Annotated in this window: 14 protein-coding genes and 1 pseudogene; 5 read left to right on the top strand and 10 right to left on the bottom strand. The window is 41.2% G+C overall.

Translation table 11 applies throughout. The features are described from left to right. Positions 1-39 precede the first annotated feature (39 nt). On the top strand, positions 40-1,611 hold the full coding sequence (locus tag H6G41_RS07820) for a B12-binding domain-containing radical SAM protein (RefSeq protein WP_190745211.1): 1,572 nt from the start codon (positions 40-42) through the stop codon (positions 1,609-1,611). A gap of 293 nt (positions 1,612-1,904) precedes the next feature. Here H6G41_RS07820 and H6G41_RS07815 read toward each other — a convergent pair whose 3' ends face one another. The 3 genes from H6G41_RS07815 to dnaK form a co-directional block, all read right to left on the bottom strand. Then, on the bottom strand, positions 1,905-2,210 hold the full coding sequence (locus H6G41_RS07815; protein WP_190745209.1) for a hypothetical protein: 306 nt from the start codon (positions 2,208-2,210) through the stop codon (positions 1,905-1,907). Between the two features lie 206 nt (positions 2,211-2,416). Next, on the bottom strand, positions 2,417-3,415 hold the full coding sequence (locus H6G41_RS07810; protein WP_190745205.1) for a DnaJ C-terminal domain-containing protein: 999 nt from the start codon (positions 3,413-3,415) through the stop codon (positions 2,417-2,419). A gap of 165 nt (positions 3,416-3,580) precedes the next feature. Then, positions 3,581-5,845, bottom strand: a complete 2,265-nt coding sequence (dnaK, locus tag H6G41_RS07805; RefSeq protein WP_190745203.1) for a molecular chaperone DnaK — start codon at positions 5,843-5,845, stop codon at positions 3,581-3,583. A gap of 346 nt (positions 5,846-6,191) precedes the next feature. Here dnaK and H6G41_RS07800 point away from each other — a divergent pair, with 346 nt between their 5' ends. Further along, a complete protein-coding gene (locus H6G41_RS07800) occupies positions 6,192-7,040 on the top strand; it encodes a M28 family peptidase (protein ID WP_190745201.1) in 849 nt (282 codons plus the stop codon). Positions 7,041-7,043: 3 nt separating this feature from the next. On the opposite strand, the gene H6G41_RS07795 is transcribed toward H6G41_RS07800, so the two are convergent. Then, positions 7,044-7,979 carry a bestrophin family ion channel gene (locus tag H6G41_RS07795; protein ID WP_190745199.1) on the bottom strand — a complete coding sequence of 312 codons (936 nt, stop codon included), beginning with the start codon at positions 7,977-7,979 and terminating at the stop codon, positions 7,044-7,046. Between the two features lie 283 nt (positions 7,980-8,262). Here H6G41_RS07795 and H6G41_RS07790 point away from each other — a divergent pair, with 283 nt between their 5' ends. Next, on the top strand, positions 8,263-8,478 hold the full coding sequence (locus H6G41_RS07790; protein ID WP_190745197.1) for a DUF2945 domain-containing protein: 216 nt from the start codon (positions 8,263-8,265) through the stop codon (positions 8,476-8,478). A 93-nt stretch (positions 8,479-8,571) separates the two neighbouring features. Continuing rightward, positions 8,572-8,826 (top strand): annotated as a pseudogene (locus H6G41_RS35005) (DUF3140 domain-containing protein); the annotation flags it as partial. Between the two features lie 40 nt (positions 8,827-8,866). Here H6G41_RS35005 and H6G41_RS07780 read toward each other — a convergent pair. From H6G41_RS07780 to H6G41_RS07755, 6 genes are all read right to left on the bottom strand, one after another. Next, positions 8,867-9,241 (bottom strand): late competence development ComFB family protein, encoded by a 375-nt coding sequence (locus H6G41_RS07780; RefSeq protein WP_190745195.1) that lies wholly within the window; start codon positions 9,239-9,241, stop codon positions 8,867-8,869. A gap of 967 nt (positions 9,242-10,208) precedes the next feature. Further along, positions 10,209-11,510, bottom strand: a complete 1,302-nt coding sequence (locus H6G41_RS07775; RefSeq protein ID WP_190745193.1) for a response regulator — start codon at positions 11,508-11,510, stop codon at positions 10,209-10,211. After that, entirely contained in the window at positions 11,507-14,284 is a 2,778-nt protein-coding gene (locus tag H6G41_RS07770) for a CHASE2 domain-containing protein (protein ID WP_190745191.1), read from the bottom strand. The genes H6G41_RS07775 and H6G41_RS07770 overlap by 4 nt, the downstream gene beginning before the upstream one ends. A gap of 72 nt (positions 14,285-14,356) precedes the next feature. Continuing rightward, a complete protein-coding gene (locus H6G41_RS07765) occupies positions 14,357-14,539 on the bottom strand; it encodes a hypothetical protein (protein WP_190745189.1) in 183 nt (60 codons plus the stop codon). 45 nt (positions 14,540-14,584) lie between these two features. Beyond that, the gene (locus tag H6G41_RS07760) at positions 14,585-15,637 is read right to left on the bottom strand and encodes a DUF928 domain-containing protein (protein ID WP_190745187.1); all 1,053 of its coding nucleotides are present in this window, start codon (positions 15,635-15,637) and stop codon (positions 14,585-14,587) included. Between the two features lie 189 nt (positions 15,638-15,826). Beyond that, positions 15,827-18,376: a CHAT domain-containing protein gene (locus H6G41_RS07755; protein WP_190745185.1), complete on the bottom strand. Its 2,550-nt coding sequence runs from the start codon at positions 18,374-18,376 to the stop codon at positions 15,827-15,829. 390 nt (positions 18,377-18,766) lie between these two features. Here H6G41_RS07755 and H6G41_RS07750 point away from each other — a divergent pair, with 390 nt between their 5' ends. After that, a complete protein-coding gene (locus tag H6G41_RS07750; RefSeq protein WP_190745183.1) occupies positions 18,767-19,993 on the top strand; it encodes a hybrid sensor histidine kinase/response regulator in 1,227 nt (408 codons plus the stop codon). The last annotated feature ends 141 nt before the right edge of the window (positions 19,994-20,134 follow it).

Raw genomic sequence — 20,134 nt, 5'->3', positions numbered from 1 at the left:
TCAGTCTCAGTGAAGGATACAGTTTATTGGAGGTTTTTGATGAATATTTTGCTCCTGTATCCCCTGTTTCCCAAAAGCTTTTGGTCATTTGAGAAGACCTTGGCATTGCTCAATCGCAAAGCGATGTTACCGCCGCTTGGGTTAGTAACAGTTGCCGCTATTTTGCCGCAGGAATGGGAATTTAAGCTAGTTGATCGTAATGTCCGCGAAGTTAACCAAGCAGAATGGGATTGGGCAGATTTGGTGATTCTGTCCGCCATGATCGTGCAGAAGGAAGACTTATTAAAGCAAATTCAGGAGGCAAAACGCAGAGGAAAACGGGTAGCAGTAGGTGGGCCTTACGCAACTGCATTACCTCAGGAAGTGATGGAGGTAGGGGCAGACTATTTAATTTTGGATGAAGGAGAGATCACTTTACCCCTGTTTACCCGTGCGATCGCACAGGGCGATCAATCTGGAATCTTCCGTGCCAATGGCGAAAGACCAGATGTTACCCATACGCCCATTCCGCGGTTTGATCTGTTGGAATTCGATGCCTATGCAGAAATGTCAGTACAGTTTTCACGAGGATGCCCCTTCCAGTGCGAGTTTTGCGATATCATTGTGCTTTACGGTCGCAAGCCGCGGACAAAAACACCAGAACAATTACTGAAGGAACTAGATCGTCTCTACGAGTTGGGTTGGCGACGCAGCATTTTCATGGTAGATGACAATTTCATTGGCAATAAACGCAATGTCAAACTGTTCCTTAAAGAACTAAAACCTTGGATGGTGAAACATCAGTATCCTTTTTCCTTTGCCACAGAAGCCTCAGTCGATTTGGCAAACGACCAAGAATTAATGGATTTGATGGTGCAATGCAATTTTGGTGCTGTCTTTTTGGGGATTGAAACACCAGATGAAGCTAGTTTGACTCTCACCCAAAAACATCAAAACACAAGGGATTCCCTGAGTGAGGCAGTAAATGCGATCGCCAAATCAGGCTTGCGGGTAATGGCAGGATTCATTATTGGTTTCGATGGTGAAAAGGCTGGCGCAGGGTCGAGAATTGTACAATTTGTAGAACAAACATCAATTCCGACAGCATTGTTTAGTATGTTGCAAGCATTGCCTGATACTGCCCTCTGGCATCGCTTAGAAAAAGAAGGACGACTTCGCACTAAATCAGCTAACATCAACCAAACCACGTTGATGAATTATGTACCGACTCGCCCCTTAGAGGAAATCGCCAACGAGTATGTGGAGGCTTTTTGGCAATTATATGAGCCAACAAAGTTCTTAGATCGTGCTTATCGCCACTACCGAATTCTGGGTGAGGCGACTTATCCCAAAAAGGGTAAAAATGCGAAAAAACCGCTGAATTGGGTAACAATTCGTGCCTTATTAACTATATGTTGGCGGCAAGGCGTTCTTCGTAACACTCGGTGGCAGTTCTGGCGTAATCTTTGGAATATGTATCGCTACAATCCAGGCGGTTTAAGTAGCTATCTGTCAGTTTGCGCTCAAATCGAACATTTCGTTGAGTATCGTCAAATTGTCAAAAGGGAGATTAATGAACAAGTAGCGCAGTTTTTAGCAGAGGAAGCTAGAAGCAAGTTGGTTCGGGTGTAAGATAAAATTTGCGCCCGCGATCGCGCTTTTATGATTGTTATTCTTGTTAATTGATAAGCTTGAATTTTTAGCACAATAAAAAAACACCAGCAACCTACAATCCTTGTCAGACTTTGGTTTGAGTTACTGGTGATACGAACTCTACAAGAGGAATCTACTAAAATTTTTAGACAGATACATAATTGGTGTATTTGTCTAATTATGTATTATTTTATATAGATAAAATCTAAATTTTCCTAAGTAATTATGCTTGTTTACTCCATGTCAGCTTGACGATATGAGGATGAATGATTCTATTCTTCTTGCTCAAATAATTCTAATAACCCAACTGTCCCGACAAAGAAGGTATAAATAGCATATTGTACTGGCTGCTTTTGTTTAGAAGTTGCATAAAAACCTGCGATCGCCGCCTCAATTAAATGAGCAACAACAGCAAAGCGACCAATCCAAAAAATCGGATTTACAGTGCTAGGTAAATTAATCTGATTAGTAATTAAATAAATATTGCCCAATTCTAAGCCAATGACGCTGGATATCAGTACTATTGATATAACTTTAATAATCGGGTAAATTTTTTGTTTTATATATTTAAAATTCATTATATGGTAACTTTCTTATACATAGTAACGCGGCGCTAACAGTAGTTGCTCCCAGTCATGGAAGCAGATGACATTTGCTTCACCACTGCGCATTTAATGGGTACTTGGCGGTTAATTTTTTGCTAAAAAAACTCAGCGCAATTCCTACAGAATTTTTACTGTAATTCATCCACAAGCAAATTATTCTTTATTTGATATCCACAGTCTTATCCCAAACCGATTAAATCAGCGCGGGGTTTAAAGGTTTCAATTTGGCGAATTTTTTCGTATAGTTCTTTTTCTTCTTCACTAATAGTTTTTGGTGTGATGATTTGAATTTCTACTAATTGATCGCCACGTTTACCTGCTTCATTCGGGTAACCTTTATTCGCCAACCGAAATCTTTGACCAGATCTTACCCCTGGAGGAATGGTCATTTTGACAGGGCCATCCAAAGTTGGTGCTTCTACCTGTCCCCCTAAGACTGCTTCGCTGGGAGTTACAGGTATTTGGCAAAAGATATTAGAACCATCTAGTTTAAATAAAGGATGGGGTTCGACGGTAATTTTTAAGTATAAGTCACCGCCACCAATGCCTTGGTTACGCAGACGGATAGTTTGACCTGTAACCATTCCCGTCGGCATAGTTACCTCAAGCGATCGCCCATCTTCTAGGCGAATGCGCTCATTACCACCAAAATAAGCCTTTTCTAATGGTAGAGTCAATCTGGCTTCGATATCGCGACGGGTGGGACGGGGTTGGCTCTTGGGTACGGTGTATTCTACTCTACTTTTAGTAGAACGAAATGGATCGCTATCTGTGTTGCTAGCTGCACCATTTTTGCTGCTTTTCCGCCCACCAACACCAATTACTTGATTAATGAAACTTTCAAAATCTGCAAATTGGCTAGGATCTACTTCTTGATTGTTGCGGTTGTTAGCGCGATTATTCCAATCTTTAGCCTTTGGCGTTTGTTTATTAAAGCCTTTTTGCTTCCAGTAGCGGCTAAACTGGTCGTACTGCGATCGCTTGGCTGGATCGGAAAGGACTTCATACGCTTCGCTAATATCTTTAAATTTCTCCTCAGCTGCTTTGTTTCCAGGATTTAAGTCAGGGTGATACTGTCTTGCTAAGCGACGATAAACCTTTTTAATCTCCTCTCCTGAGGCTTCTTTAGGTACTCCTAAAATTTCGTAATAATCGCGAAAATTCTGCAAATTTTGCATAGTTCAGTTATTCAACTTTAAATTTTAGATTTGAAATTTTGGTAATCAGTGATGGATGCTGTTAGTTGTCAGCTATTTTGCTCAATCATGCTGACTAATAACAAATTACCAATTACCAATTACCAAATCCGAATTTTGATGCAAATTCACTCGCTTATTTGCATACTACAACCAATCGTCATCATCATCATCCCAGTTATCTTGGTAACTGGGGCGAGGTTTGCGCGAAGAGCGATCGGAGGAGGAACGATTATCTCGCCCATAATCTCTGTTAGAATCCCTGCCATAGTCTCTATTTGAGTCTCGGCCATAATCCCTGGTAGAATCCCTGCCATAATCTCTGTTGGCGTCTCTACCATAGTCTCTGGTAGAATCTCTGCCATAGTCTCTGTTAGTATCTCTACCATAATCTCTGGTAGAATCCCTGCCATAATCTCTGTTGGCGTCTCTGCCATAGTCTCTATTTGAGTCTCGGCCATAATCCCTGGTAGAATCTCCCCTACCAAAAGAATCATTCCAGTATGAATCTCTGGGAGAATCCCGTTCCTTTTCTTTATCGCCACCGGTGAAGATATCGCGAATTGTACCAAATAAATCGTCGTCTTCGTCCTCAGCATAATACTGGCGGACTTCCCGGTTTAATTCATACAAAGCATCTTGCAAATCGGCGTAAGCTTGATCGATTCCGCGATCGTCATTATCTTTTAACGCATCCTTCAGTTCACGAGATATATTATCAATGCGTTGGCGACGACTGCGCGCAAACTGCATCCCAAATTCTAGCGCTACTTCTCTAAGTTGGCGTTCCGCTTGACCAATTAATCCCTCAGCGCGAGTGCGTTTTTCTACTCTTTCTTTGCGTTCTCTGTCGATATCGGCGTATTTTTGCGCTTCTTGAATCATCCGGTTAACTTCTGACTCGCTCAAAGTCGAAGCACCTTGGATAGTGATACTTTGTTCTCTACCAGTGGTTCTATCTAAAGCTGTGACTTGTAAAATACCGTTAGCATCAATATCAAATGATACTTGAATTTGGGGAATCCCTCGCGGTGCTGGGGGGATACCATACAGCTTAAACCGTCCTAAAGACTTGTTATTAGCTGCCATTTCCCGTTCACCCTGTACTACGTGGATTTCCACAGTATTTTGGTTATTTTCTGATGTAGAGAAGATATCAGAACGGCGGACTGGGATGGTGGTATTGCGGGGAATTAATTTTTTCATCACACCGCCAATGGTTTCCAAACCCACAGATAACGGCGTAACATCTAACAGCAGCACATCTTTAAGTTCCCCAGCCAAAATACTAGCTTGAATAGCCGCACCAACAGCTACTACTTCATCGGGGTTAACGTTTTCATTCGGTTCTATCCCAATGAGATCGCGCACTAACTGCTTCACCATTGGAATGCGTGTAGAACCGCCTACTAATACTACTTCTTCAATATCTGTGGGTGAAAGACCAGAATCTTTTAAAGCGCGTTTAACTGGGGTGCGCAAACGTCCTACCAAATCGCCGCACAAATCCTCAAATTGGGCGCGAGTGATGCGGGTTTCTAGATGTTTGGGGCCATCTTCAGTAGCGGTGATGAAAGGTAAATTAATATCAGTGACGCTCACAGCAGAAAGCTCAATTTTGGCTTTTTCCGCCGCTTCCATCAGCCGTTGTAAAGCTTGGCGATCGCGTCTTAAGTCTACCCCTTCTACTTCTAAAAATTGCTCTGCTAACCAATCGACAATTTTTCTGTCAAAATCATTACCACCTAATTGCGTATCTCCACTAGTGGCTTTAACTTCAAAAACCCCATCACCAACTTCTAAAATCGATACGTCAAATGTGCCTCCACCTAAATCGAATACCAATATAGTTTCCGTATTACCCCGATCCAAGCCATAAGCTAAAGAAGCGGCTGTCGGTTCGTTGAGAATCCGCAACACTTCTAAACCAGCAATTCGTCCCGCATCGCGAGTAGCTTGGCGCTGGGAATCGTTAAAATAAGCAGGAACTGTAATAACTGCTCCTGTAACTTGTTCGCCGAGGTAGGTACTAGCATCATCCGCTAATTTTTTCAGCACCATTGCCGAAATTTCCTCAGCGGCGAAATCCTTATTTAACCGGGGACAAGCAATCTTAATATTACCGATTTCGTCTTTGCGGATAGTATAAGGTACCCGCTTCGATTCCGGATTTAGCTCGCTATATCTCCGCCCAATAAAGCGTTTCACCGCGAAAAAAGTATTTTGGGGATTCAGCACAGTTTGTCGCCGCGCCATTTGTCCGACAACTCTTTCGCCTTCCTTACTAAAGCCAACAACGGAGGGGGTTGTGCGCATTCCTTCTGCATTGGCAATCACCACCGGCTTGCCACCCTCCATCACGGCGACTACTGAGTTGGTTGTACCCAAGTCGATGCCGACTACCTTGCCCATGCGTTACTCTTCTCCTAAATGTGTCTTACTATATATATTATGATTAGGCGAGAATGCCTCTAGCTTTTTCCTCTAGGGTAAAAACCCCTCAAAGGTATAATAGTCATTATTAAAGTAGAAAGGATCGGGATTTTAGTGAAAGCAGCTAGTTGCAAGACTAGGATAACATTGACAATGGTTGGTGTGTTCAAACACGCTCTATAACTGGTCATTAGTCATTAGTCATTGGTCATTTGTCCCCTTGTTTTCCTGATCCTATCCTTATACACACTGAGCGAAGTCGAAGTCTGCCTTTTGCCTTTTAATCAGGACAATTTTTCCGCCTAGCTACTGAATATTTAAACAATTGGATTTAAAAGCACGCTTACAAACTTACCTGACGGCAATTGTACGAGAACGCGATCCCTACATGGCGACTGCTGGGCATTTTTTTGTCCAAGAATATATTCGACAGCAATTTACCCAATGGGGAAGTGTGGAAATCCACACCTTTGAAGCGGGGGGTAAAACCTGCCAGAATCTCATCTTAAATTTACCTGCTGAAGCTAAACGGCAAAAACGAAATTTACCGCCTGTTTTAATTGGTGCGCACTACGATGGTGTACCGGGAACAGTTGCAGCGGATGATAACGCTACAGGTGTGGCGGTTTTATTAGAATTGGCGAGTAAATTTGCGGTGGAACCAGCTAGATATCCTTTGCGGCTGGTGGCGTTTGATATGGAAGAATATGGCTTATTGGGTAGTGCTGACTATGCAGCTTTGTTACGCCAGCAAAAACAACCCTTACGCTTGATGTTATCTTTAGAAATGCTGGGTTATAAGAATTCTATCCCTGGTAGCCAAAGCTATCCCCCACCATTAGAGAAGTTTTACCCTAATACTGGGGATTTTATTGCTTTAATTGGAAATCTGCGCACCATCCCCGACTTATTTAGTATGAGTCGGAGTATTCGCCAAGCTGGTATATCTAGTCAGTGGTTACCAGTACCGAATCGTGGTTTAATTGTCAGACAAACTAGACTCAGCGATCATGCACCGTTTTGGGATGTAGGTTATCCGGCAATTATGGTAACGGATACGGCATTTTTGCGTAATCCGCATTATCATAAACCCAGTGATACGATCGCTACTTTAGATTTAGATTTTCTTACAGGTGTCTGTGCGGGGCTAGAAATTGCGATTCGGCGGTTATAGCTTTTAGTTCCCCAAGCTGACATCTTCAGCATTAGTTAAATTAGGGGAGTGCGATCGCATATTGGGAGTTAGACTAATTAAATCATCAATATTACGTTTCATCGTCTGACAAATTGTATCTAAAGGTAAATCGTTAGCATCATAACCAAAAGGATTTTCGATTTCTAAACCAATAGCCTCAATCCCAAATAAAGTAAAACTAACTAAAGCAGTAATTAAACCCGTCCACCATCCCAAACTACTCACCATTTGAAAAGGTAGCAACAGGCAGTAAAGTAATAACAGTTGCTTGAGATGAATAGCATAAGCTAGCGGCATCGGTGTTCTTAAAATTCGTTCGCAAACTCCTAAATTATCTACCAGATTATTCAATAACTCTTGCATAGATATTAACTGGTAACTATTTAAGCGATTACGATTATATTGTCCTTGTAAATAATCACCAATCCAAAATGCCACCTCGATGGGAGGATTATTCATGATTTTTAATTCTAAATACATCGAAGATGGCATTAATTCTTTTAACTCATGATTTACAGGTTCTTCCCGTAAATGTAATTTAGTCGCTACTGCAAAAGCTACTAATAGATTTAAAGCGATTTTTTTATCTTTTCTATCTTCTGGGGAAACTTCCTCAACACTCACCCATATTTGTCGCGCCAAATTTCGCACGGTATTGACTATCGAACCCCAACTTTTTCTCCCTTCCCAGAAACGTTCATATGCTGTATTTGTCCGAAAAACCAGTAATAAACCTAAAACAATACTCGGAATTACACTTCCTAAAATAGGTTGAGAGACGGGAAGTTTGAAATAATAAAGTATGGAAACAATAGTCCCAAAAATCCCACATAGTATCACATTTTTAGCGATTTTGTTGAGAACCGACCCTTTAATCTGTAAAACTAGGGGAACTTTTTTTGCTTTATCATCTGCCATACAGCTGACCTAAATAACCATTTGCAATTGACATCCTAAAAATAATAACTCTAGGTGTAGCTCAATTGACAACAATGACGAGCAACACAAGTGATGACTATAGCAATCTGGCTGGAAAATAGGGGCTAGAGACTAGGAAAAAGAAATTTTCATATTTAGTTATGAGATTTTCTCCAGATTAGCTGTATGGAGGTTATTACCCATTTTTATACCTTGCGACTGATTAATTACCCTACCACAGTCAACATAATGAGCAGGTATAAAACAGCATCAAAGAAAAATTATGACAGAAAAGTTTAACAAGGGCGACAAGGTGAAGTGGAATACAGCCCAAGGTGAAACCACTGGCGAAATTGAAAAGAAATTAACTTCCCCTACAGATATTAAAGGACATCATGTTGCCGCTGACAAAGACAATCCTCAATATTTAGTCAAAAGCGACAAAACAGGGAAAGAAGCAGCTCATAAACCTGATGCGTTGGAGAATATTGAGGAGTAGTTAAATTTGATGAGTAAGGATGTCAAATCAGTTATAGATGAGTTTTATACCTCGGTCAATATGACAGCCAATGAACTATAATCTTGGCTAAAAACTGAGGAATCTCAATCTGTAGGGCAAAAAAAGGACGATGCTGAATCTATCGGACATAAATCCGGTAAGCGCATCCTAGAAGTGTTGCAGAAGCAACAAGATGACTATACTGATGATGATTTATCGCACATGAAAAAAGTCGTCAGCTATATCCATCGTCACTCAGCACAGCAACCTGAAGGTGATGTGGAAAATACCCGCTGGCGCTATTCATTAATGAATTGGGGACATGATCCTTTAAAAGCTAAAAATTAGCACAGAGGAGTTGAAACAACTCCTCATAGATAACTAGAGTTCAGCCAAACCAGTGAGATGGTTCTAAACCAGGCTGAACTTTTTCACATAGATGATGGCTAATCCAATCTGACTTGTCTTTGAAAATAGCGTAAATTCCTTGATGAATTAGATTTTGGACATGAAGTTGTTGCTCTAAAGCACTACGAGGTCTTTTATAGTTGAGCAAGCACTCTTTTTCTGCTTCATTTAAGGGAAATCCTTCCGCAATTGTGTAGTAAAGACAAGGAATTCGGTTAAGAACAAAGGCTATTAACTCTTGGCGCAAGTCAGGAATTGCAAAAGCTTGTTGATAAGGGTGATATGGATATGTATCTAATACACTTTCAATCTCTCCTAAGACTGATTGTTGTGTTAAATTAACTACTGTTTTCATAAATTTCATCTCCTTTATTATTCAGTCAATAATTTGTACATGAGCAAATTTTCTAGATGGTTCATTTACTATGAAAACCAGCTAGAATTGATTTACATTAAGAGATGGCCAAACCCTGAATCTAAAATGCTATCTCGGCAAAATTATTAAACATCTATGTGCTGTATATGTATTCGTTAAAACTTATACTTAAACATAGTATAAGTTCGATAAACAGCACTTACTAGAGTGGGAATATACCGATGTTTTATCTCTCTAAGTCTAATTATTCCAAATTTTCAATTTAGTATCAGGAAACTACACAAAACGCAGCATAAGTTTTTAGGGATCAATTATTATGGACAAAAAATTGAATTGATTTTTGTCAATTCTTAAACAACCTTAACATTGTCTGAAAGTTACGAAGCAAGGTAGAGAGTGGCAGGAACAAAACTATCAATAAAAACAGTGTTTTAAGTTTAGCGTCCCAATCAAAAATAGAATCATCTGGGAATAAATGACATGAAAACCAAAGCTTTTATAGTCTAAGTCCCTACCTTTAAAAGAACTTACATACAGCATTAGCTACTCTGCCTTAAACAGAGTTACTTGTGAAAAAGACTGATGGAACTAACTATATTTCTTACTAAGCGATTTTGATATTTGAATTCCTGAGCCGAGAAAGATAATTGTTTTGCACATTCATTTAGCAAATTCCTAAATTAGTAACTTACTATACTGAAAAACAGTCTATTCATAGATACAGTAATTCGGGAAAAATTTTGAAAAAGTTAACATCCACTAAAAGTATCCACTACAGCTGATGATTAATTTCACAAGCAGTAGCCATGAACCCAAAAAATCGCAAATTCCCGGAGGATCTCCTATATTTTTATACTTTACTAAAAAAATAATTTGTAGACTTTAATTTTTATTAATTTTTATTACTCTCTATATGTATCAATAGGGACTTGGTTACAAAGCAAATTTAAATCGGTAGAGCGATCGTAAACGATGTACCCTGACTAGGGTTTGACAAGCAATTAATTTCGCCGTTGTGTTTATCAACGATAATCTGGTAGCTGATAGCTAATCCTAACCCCGTTCCCTTACCTACAGGCTTGGTTGTAAATGATGGCTCAAAGATTCGGGCTAGTACTTCTGGAACCATCCCCGGGCCGTTATCTTCAATACAAATCGAAATATTTTGTTTTTGAGGATCGACAGATGTAGTGATGGTGATAGTCTTTGCAGAATCGGTTATCTGTTGAGCGCAGTTTTGGCGATCGCATTCATCAAATGCATCAATAGCATTGGCGATGATATTCATGAATACCTGGTTTAGCTGTCCGGGATAGCAATCAATGGGGGGTAACTCAGCATATTGTTTGATAACTTGGATGTTAGCGCGATCGCCATTACCTTTGAGCCGATGTTGCAATAGCATTAAAGTGCTATTAATACCTTCATGAATTTGATAATCTACCTTCGAGGAGATATCAGAACGGGCAAAAGTTCTTAAGGATAGGCTCATTTCTTTGAGGCGATTGATTCCTTGAGCCATTGATGCCAGTAATTTAGGCATATCCTCAGTAATATACTCTAAATCAATTTCTGCAATTAGCTCATCAATATCCTCATCTGGATGAGGTAATTTTTCTTGATAAAGATGTAGCAGGCGCAGTAAATCTTTGACATATTGTTCAATATGCGAGCTATTACCACTAATAAAACCCACTGGATTATTAATTTCATGCCCAATACCTGCAACTAATTGTCCTAAGGTGGACATTTTCTCACTTTGCACGAGTTGTAATTGGGCTTGTTGTAAGGCTCTTACAGATTGGGTTAATTGGGCAGTGCGCTCTTGCACCCGTTGTTCTAACGTGCGTGTAAGCTGGGCTATTTTCAAGTGTAACTTCAATCGGGCAATGACTTCTTCTTGTTGGAAAGGTTTGGTAATATAATCAACCGCACCAATTTCTAATCCTTTGACTTTGTCTGTAGCATCAGCTAAAGCAGTCATAAAAATGATTGGCGTATGTTGGGTATGGGGATTAGCTTTCAGCCTGCGGCAAGTTTCAAACCCATCAATACCTGGCATCATCACATCTAAAAGAATCAGATCGGGATGGGCGTATTCTGTTTGTTCAATTGCTGATTCTCCATCTGTAGCCATGAGTGCTTTCCAGCCACATCCGCGGATCGCTTCTGACAGCACTTTGAGATTATTGGGATTATCATCTACCAACAAGATATGGATAGGCTGAGTAAGGGAATCGGCAATCATTGATGTGACTCCGTGATGACAAAAGATTTGAGGAATTTACGAATTTTTGCGGTTTGAAAATTGCTAGTGAGTTTAGTTAACTCAGTGGCAAAAGGAGTTAGCTGGTTATTTTGCTGAACTAACTCTTCTATAATTCCCTCGATTGTGGGGATATCTCCCATCATTGCCAAGTGATATAGTTTTTGCAACGTTTCTTGTGATGGTAGAACTAATTCTGTCTCATCTGTCTGATCTGAGGAAGATGAGGGTGCAGCAGATTGAGCATAAATCCATTCAACTTTCAGTAACGATAGCAACGCATTGAATAGTTCATCAATTTGCAGGGGTTTGGCTAAAAATGCTGTTGCTCCTGCTTCTAAACTCCGTTGGCGATTTTCCTCAAAGACGCTGGCACTAGAGACAATAATCGGAATATTAGAAGTTTGCGGATTTTGTTGTAAGTGAACCATTAGTTCAAAGCCATCCATATTCGGCATAGCTAAATCCAGCAGAATCACATCTGGATAGTGTTCGTTTACCAGTTCTAGTCCATTTTTACCGTCAGTAGCTTCGAGAGTTTGACAGCCAATTCCTTGCAGTAAACTGGACAACATAGAACAGTGGTTGGCATCATCATCAACAATTAAAATTTGTGGTTTAGTACCTTGAATACCGATGATTTTCTGATGACTAGGGTTAATTGCGCCAATTTGCCAATCATGGGTAACTGGTACCGGAACTGTCAAATCTAGCCAAAATAAACTCCCTTCACCTAATCGACTCTGCACCTGAATTTGACTTGTCATTAGTGTGGCAATTCTTTGACTGATTGCTAATCCTAAACCAGTACCTTCAGATTTCTTCCCGGCTTCGCCTACTTGCTCAAAGGGCAAAAAGATTTTCTCCAGTTGGTCTGAGGACATGCCAATACCTGTATCTTCTATTTGGAAGCGAATCTGCATCTGTGGCGTTTGTTCATCATGGGTGATTGTTGGCAAATGTTGAGCGATGAGTTCAACTTTAAAGGAGACGCTACCGTTGTCTGTGAATTTGATAGCATTGCCTAATAAGTTGATCAATACCTGTCTCAACCGCTTTTCATCGACTTGAATAGCGACAGGTAGGCGATCGTCTATAAAGATGTTAAATGCAATCCCTTTTTGCTCCGCACGGATACGGCAAACTTCGGTAACACCATGTAAAAAGCTGGGCAAATTTACACTAGTTGCCACTAATTCTAATTTACGAGCTTCAATTTTTGAGAGATCGAGAATATCATTGATCAGCATTAGCAAGTGCGTTCCACATTGGTAAATAATGCTGACTCCTTCTAGGTTTTTCTTGGTCATATTTGGCGCTGTTTCTAGCACCTTAGCAAAACCCAAAATGCCATTGAGTGGTGTACGTAACTCATGACTCATATTGGCGAGAAACTCGCTTTTGGCTTGGTTTGCAGCATCAGCAGCTTGTTTGGCTTCTAGCAGTTCCCGAGTTCGCTCTTCAACTTTGAACTCCAGAGTTTTGGAATAATCTAATAATTGAGCGTTAGCAATTTCCAGTTGTTGATTTGCTTCTTCTAAACGTTGCTGTTTATAGGCATTAGTTGTGGCAATTACACTACTGATGAATGCAGCTAAAGCGGGTGTGACGGGAATTAAAATTCCATTTAAGAATAGCCCATAACCACCAAACATGCATAAACTACTCATACCAACAGTTGCCCAGAGAATCTTACCGCCAGGAATCCGCAACTTGCTAATAGATAATAGCCAACTACCAGCAGAACCGATGACAGTCCAAAACACAATCCACAGCGATACATAAATGCCGGGAACTCCATGCAAGGTGCCTTTACCTGTTTTTGCTCCGGTGACTAATTGGTGGGCAATATTAGCATGAATAACTACACCAGGGGTAGGTTTTTGGGCAGATAACCAGGAAGAGAAAGGGGTACTAAAAAAATCATTGGTACTCGAAGCAAAGGAACCAATAAATACCATGCGATCGCGCATCAGGTTGGTAGGAATTCGTCCGGCTAAAACATCGCGCATTGCTACTGTGCGAAATGCAGTTTCCGAACCATGCCAATTGAGCAGAATTTGATAGCCCCCTAAATCAGTATCAGCATACCCAGCTTCCCCATTACTTAATGGCAGATAAATTGCTTTACCTAACTGGAATTTTTGCTGTTGGGGGTCAATACTTTCTAAGTTAATCTTTTCTGCTTCCAGGTACTTGAGCGCCACCATAGTTGCTAAACCAGCTTTGAGGGTATCTTGTTCTTTAGCATCAACGGCTGTTAACAAGGCACGTCGCACAAAGCGATCGCCATCTAAAACTAAATCGGCTAATCCTACTTGCTCAAGTTTTTTTAATTCTGGTGGTGGCTTCACCCGTTCCCCGGTGATTTTCTCTACACCGATTAAATTGGGAGTGGTACGGAAAATTTTTGCCAGTTCCTCATGTCCGCTTCCTTCAGGTAAATCTCGATAGAGATCCAAGCCGATAACTCTGGGCTGCTGCGCCCGAATTTTTGCTAATAATTTTGCTAAAGCCCAATCGGGAACTGGCCATTTACGCACCGATTGGATATCCTTTTCATCGATGGTGACAATGACAATTTCATCAGCAATGGTTTCTAGCGAGTGCTGACGAACCCATTCATCGCGAATTTTCCATTCCACTAAATTGAAAAATCCCAATGACTGCCCAACAATCACAGTCAAGGCAACACTGGGAGTAATAATCAAAATACTACGAGTGCGTTTAATTATAGTCTGGAATTTGCGCCACATATTTGCGCCATAGGTTGGTTAATAGAGGCTAGGGGCTAGGGGTTAAGGAGCAGGGAAAGTAATTAAAAGTACTCAGTTTCCCATGACGGCAGTTGCTACAACAGAGGGAATCCCCAAGGGCGCACTGCCTCCCCAATGCCCAAATGTTAAGCTCATCCCACCTCTTGAAGAGTTGAGATTTCGCGCTACTTGGTCAGTAGTCAGTTGCTTTTCCTTACCACTGACAAATGACCACTGACACGGCGGAAGGCGCAACCTCGCTACCCCTTGAAGGGGTAGGCTTCCCGCCGCCTTTGGTGATTAATTCGTAGATACGGCGATGTTTGCTGTCACAATATCTTTCAAACTAACTGAAGAAAGGAGTTCTTCCCATTGTTTGCTGAGATTCACATCGGTGGGTTGGGCACTGTACAGACCTGCAAGTGTTTCCACACAGTCATACCAAATGCCATGTTTACCTAAAGCAGTTGCCCGCTTCAGTGCATCTTCTTGCTGCATTGCTGCGGCTAACTCAGCACTAGGCTGGATGCGCTGAATCCAACCATCAACATAAGGTGTACTGGGGCTGAGCTGTCCATCAACTTTGATAGCTAAAAACCAATGGTAGTTTTTCCCCAAAGCTAAAGTGGGTGCATCAGCTGGTAATTTGACGGCGATCACTCCTGATTTACCCACAACAGGAATGGTCATTTGATACTCAGTATTGCCAGCTTCATCCTTGAGACTAAACACAGCTTCTTCTGCATTTGAAGCAGGTAGATATACCAGAATGGTTGGGCGTTCAGACAGCGTTGTGCCATAAAAGTTTTCTGGTAAGAGTGCAATTAGGGCGGCTGGGCCGGCTGGGCTGACATCTGAAGGATTTAAGTAATAAGTACCAACACGGGCAGCGCCTCCGGCTGCCTGTTGAGGTGCGCCTTTACCTGCGACTGGTTTAAATAAGTCACCTCTGGATGCGCCTCCGGCTGCTTGTTGGGGCGCTCCCTTGCCAGAGTTTGGTGTAAATAGATGACCTCGAGAAGCTCCTCCCGTTGCTTGTTGGGGTGCTCCCTTGCCAGACCTGGGTGTAAACAAGCTATTCCGGGAAGCTCCGCCTGTTGCTTGGCTAGGAGCGCCTTTTCCAGACCTGGGTGTAAACAAGCTACTACGGGAAGCTCCGCCTGTTGCTTGGCTAGGAGCGCCTTTTCCAGATCTGGGTGTAAACAAACTACTACGGGAAGCTCCACCTGTTGCTTGGCTGGGAGCACCATTATTGGTTGGTGGGGTAAATTTCACAGCATAAGCACTGTTCCAAGTACTGCTAGCCAGTAGAGCAATAATGCTCAATGTACTAGCTACATATCGACGTTTCATGATCTGCACCTCAAGGGATCAAAAGTAATAGTAAATAGGCTGTTTCTGACTGTGGGAAGAAGCTTGAAAATAAATTTAGATACAAATTCACAGGAGTAAATACCTAACTAGGAATATACATGAAAATTGGTTTTTTACGTGTAAAATAACACTGAATTTTTAGAAAGTTAATTAAGTGAAATTACTTAATTAGAGCCAATTGCCAACCAAAACAAAGGCAGACCAAAAGAAAGGATCGCGAAAATCAGTTTGGCGAATTAAATTAATTTGGGCTTGCCTTAATGCTTCCGCTTTAGAGATGTTAGGTTGTCGTAGTTGGTCATAAAAACGTGTCATTAGCATTTCGGCAGCTTTATCTTTGACTGGCCAGAGGGTAGCGAGGGTAGAACGGGCACCAGATTTAACAGCTAAGCCTGCTAATCCTAAAACGGCGCGATCGTCTCCGGTGGCGGTATCACAGGCACTGAGTACAAGCAATTCGATCGCTTTCGATGGATCGTTACCTCGGTTTTTCAGGAGTTCTGACAACTCTTTAATATTGACTTCTCCATCCCAAGTCAGTAAGAAGGTGTCTTCTAAGCGAGAGCTAAACTGTCCGTGGGTGGCTAGATGGACAACATCAGCACTACTAAATTTCACCCGATCGGCCAGGGCTTGACTGGTAAATTGTTGGTTGAGCAATAGGGAAGATGGTACAGCTTTGGAGATTTGCTTGATTTCTGATTCCACAGCAGGTAAAGCACTAAACCCATGACGCGATTGGCTGATACCACCAACGATCGCATCGATGCGGTTGGAAGACAGCGATCGCGCCGCCATTAATTGCATTCCTGGGGAAAGGGCAACTGCATACTTCTCAATCAAATATTGCTGACCGTCATACAAGGCGGCTACCGGGATATTCCGTAAGCGTCCATCTAAAACAAATACCAGTGTTTTGCTATCTTGGAAGGCGCGATCCATTTCCGCAGGGCGAATCAACCAATCATAAATTTCTTGAGATAAGCGATCGCGTTGTTTGCCGTCGGAAACAGGATTAAAGCTAGCTAACAAATTACCGAGAGTTTGTTCAATTTCTGTTTGCGATTTTGGCGTGACATAGTAACGCAGAGGTTGTCCGCTTTTGGAGAGAATTACCGCTAAGCGATCTGGCAAAATAATTGGGTAGATAATAGTGGCTTGGGAGTCAACTTGGTCAATCTGCTGCGCCCTGTCTAAACACGCTTCCCGGAAAAAGTTATCGAGTTCGGCAACTTGCAATGCTTCAATTAAGTCACGGGCTTGGATGAGTGATGCTTGGCTGGGTTGATTATCTAGAAGTAAAGCAACTAATTCCCGGTAAACAGGCTCCACACTTTCTCGGAAGGAAAACTGAATATCGGGGTTGACTGCAACCAAATCCCGGCGGATTGACTTTAAAGCTTTAACAGCTTCAGTATAGGCAGTAATTGCTTTTGGGCGATCGCCTTGTTGTTTATATAGTTGTCCCACCTGCCAAGCAGATTGGGCAATGATATCCTCAGCTTGGAGTTGACGGGCAATGTTGAGGGATTTCTGGGTTAATTCTTGTGCTGGAGATAACTGTTGTGTCCGACTATAGAGCTTTCCCCACTGATGCAGTGCATAAGCTTCTGCTTGGGCATCTTGAATTTGCTGTGCAGATTTAACTGTAACTGCCATCAGTTGTGCCAAATCTTTTAAGGGTACAATTTGCTGCGGATTGGAGAGGCGATTTAAGGTAGCAACAAAATTAATCGCTGTATAAAGAGAAGTATGACTGGGAGGTAATTCCCGAAGTTGTTGTAATATTTGCGGTGCTATTGGGGTAGCCAGTTCTGGCTTGTCGTAGTCGAGGAAAAGTTTAAACTGGGCTAACTGTGCTTGTAAGCGATCGCTGGGATTGACAGCTAACTGTTGCGCCTGTTCAAAATAATCTAATGCCATCTGGGGATTTTGCAAGTCAACAGCATTTTTGCCTAAATTCAGCAATATGGAACTCAACTGCGGTTTTAGTTCAATTTTGCGAGCGATCGCTAAACTTTGCTCTAACAACTGTTGACTCTTGGTAGAATCACCAATCATTTGCAAAGCTAAACCCAGCGATCGCAATCCATTGACTTTCACTTGTGAATCTGGCGTTGCTTGTAGCTTTTGGGTGAGCGCCTCTAGTTGCTGTTTAGAACGACGGTAAAATCCCAAAGTTTGTAAAGCTTGTGCCTGGTTAATTTGACTACCCAAGCTGCCCATTGTATCCCCAGCTTGCTCATAATATTTTTGCGCTTGTTGCCAAGTTTCTAGGGCAATTTCCGCTTTACCATTATGCAATTGCAAATTGGCTTGGGTATTGAGTACCTGTGCCCATAAAATTGCGTCAGCAGAGGGTTTAGCTGTCTGCAATAGTTTGAGACTTTGCTCGATTGATTGGCTGGCTGCTTCCCATTGATTCAGTTCCTGTTGTGCCAATGAAAGGTAACTTAAACTTAGGGCTTCGTTGATGCGATCGCCTTGAGTGCGATACTGTTGTACCGCTGTTTGCCAAGCCTGCACAGCTTCTGCGAACTGTCCCCCATTGTAGAAGTTTCGTCCCTGTTCGAGAAAGTTAGTCGCCTGAGTCGAAGAAACAACAGGGATTGTGACTGGTACGGCTGCTTGTGTTGGTGTTATTTTATATAATAAACATAAGTTAATAATACTTATGTACGGATATAGCCAAAGACTTTGTTTTATTGATAAAGCCATAAATAATCACTCAGATTTATATAACTTAAATTAATTGCGATTTATCACACAAGTGTTGTATAATACAACCTAAGTTATATTGCCCAGATAATCATCAGATCTATCAGTTCGTGGGCGATTGTCGAAAATTTAAATACTGTGTCACAGTAGGCTAACCCATGACTGTTTTCTGTAGCACCGACGCAGAGGTTGCTTCAGCAGTAGTGCGATCGCTTTGCATAGTGAGATCCTGAACATTCATCTTGATTGCTAGAAAAACTCACACCTGGTAGCAGCACAAGTTGATGATGGTTACATCTAAGTCGGCAATTGCAGCCAACTACATTAAAACTTGCTTTTGTAGCTCAAAGCAGAATAAAACTGGAAATTATACTTGCACAGGCATTGAAGATGCTAGAAGACAGTTTTACCCGATCAAAACATATTCTGTTAGTTGATGATAATGCTAATAATCTCAAATTATTATCAGAAATTATTCAAGAATGCGGCTGGAAAACGCTGATGGCTACAGATGGAGAATCAGCTATTGAACAAGCAGAATATGCTCACCCCTCTTTAATTATCCTCGATGTTATGATGCCAGGAATCGATGGATTTGAAACTTGCCGCAGGTTAAAAACTAATGCTATTACAGAGAAAATTCCCATTATATTTATGACTGCTTTATCTGATACTAATAGTAAAATACGTGCTTTAGAATTGGGAGCAGTCGATTACATTAGCAAACCCTTCCAAAAAAAGGAAGTATTAGCCAGGGTAAAAACTCATGTTTCCTTGTATACGCTTCAATTAGAATTGGAAAAACTTGTTCAAGAACGTACTGCTGAACTAGTTAAAGCAAAAGAGAAAGCCGAAATTGCTAATCAAGCAAAAAGTAATTTTCTTTCAGTTATGAGTCATGAACTTCGTACTCCTCTCAGTGCTATTTTAGGTATGACAGAAGGGTTGAGCGAGGAAATTTATGGTACTATCAACGAGCGCCAAAAAGCTGCTTTATCAACAATCGAAAATAGCGGACAACATCTTCTGTCATTAATTAACGATGTCTTAAATTTATCCAGAATTGAAGCCGACAAAATAGAGCTTGATATGTCATCGGTTAGTGTTGAGGAAATCTGTACTGATGTTCTCCCCATGATTAGTCAACAAGCAGCTAATAAAGATATTGAATTAATTACTGAGATTCAACCTGAGTTAACGAAAATTACCCTTGATAAACGCCGCATATCTCAATCAATTATTAATTTACTTAGTAATGCAGTCAAATTTACTGCTCATGGTGGTAGGGTAAAGTTAAAAGTTTATTCTATTTCTACATCACCTCATACAAGCTATATATCCGATTTTCATCATATTGATACTACACAAAGTCATCATGCTTGGTTAAGAATATCTGTCAGTGATACTGGTATTGGTATCGCCCCAGAGGATATAAATAAACTTTTTCAACCTTTTGTACAATTAGATAGCGGTTTGAATCGTCAATATGAAGGAACTGGCTTAGGACTTGTTTTGGTAAAGCGGATTGTAGAACAACATGGCGGTAATGTCTTAGTTAATAGCGAAGTTGGTAAAGGCAGTTGCTTTACTATTGAAGTTCCCCTAATCAGTGATTAATAATTCAAAATTCAAAATTCGTCTTGAAAAGGTTACTCAACGAGGGGAACCCCCGCACGCATCTTTCCGCAAAATTCAAAATTAAAGACATTTTCCGACGGGTATTTAAACCCCGACTAAAACTGATCCGAGACGGAATGT

Source organism: Tolypothrix sp. FACHB-123 (assembly GCF_014697075.1).
GTDB lineage: Bacteria > Cyanobacteriota > Cyanobacteriia > Cyanobacteriales > Nostocaceae > Aulosira.
The sequence above is the reverse complement of the archived record's forward strand: the minus strand, read 5'-3'. Positions and strand labels throughout refer to the sequence as shown.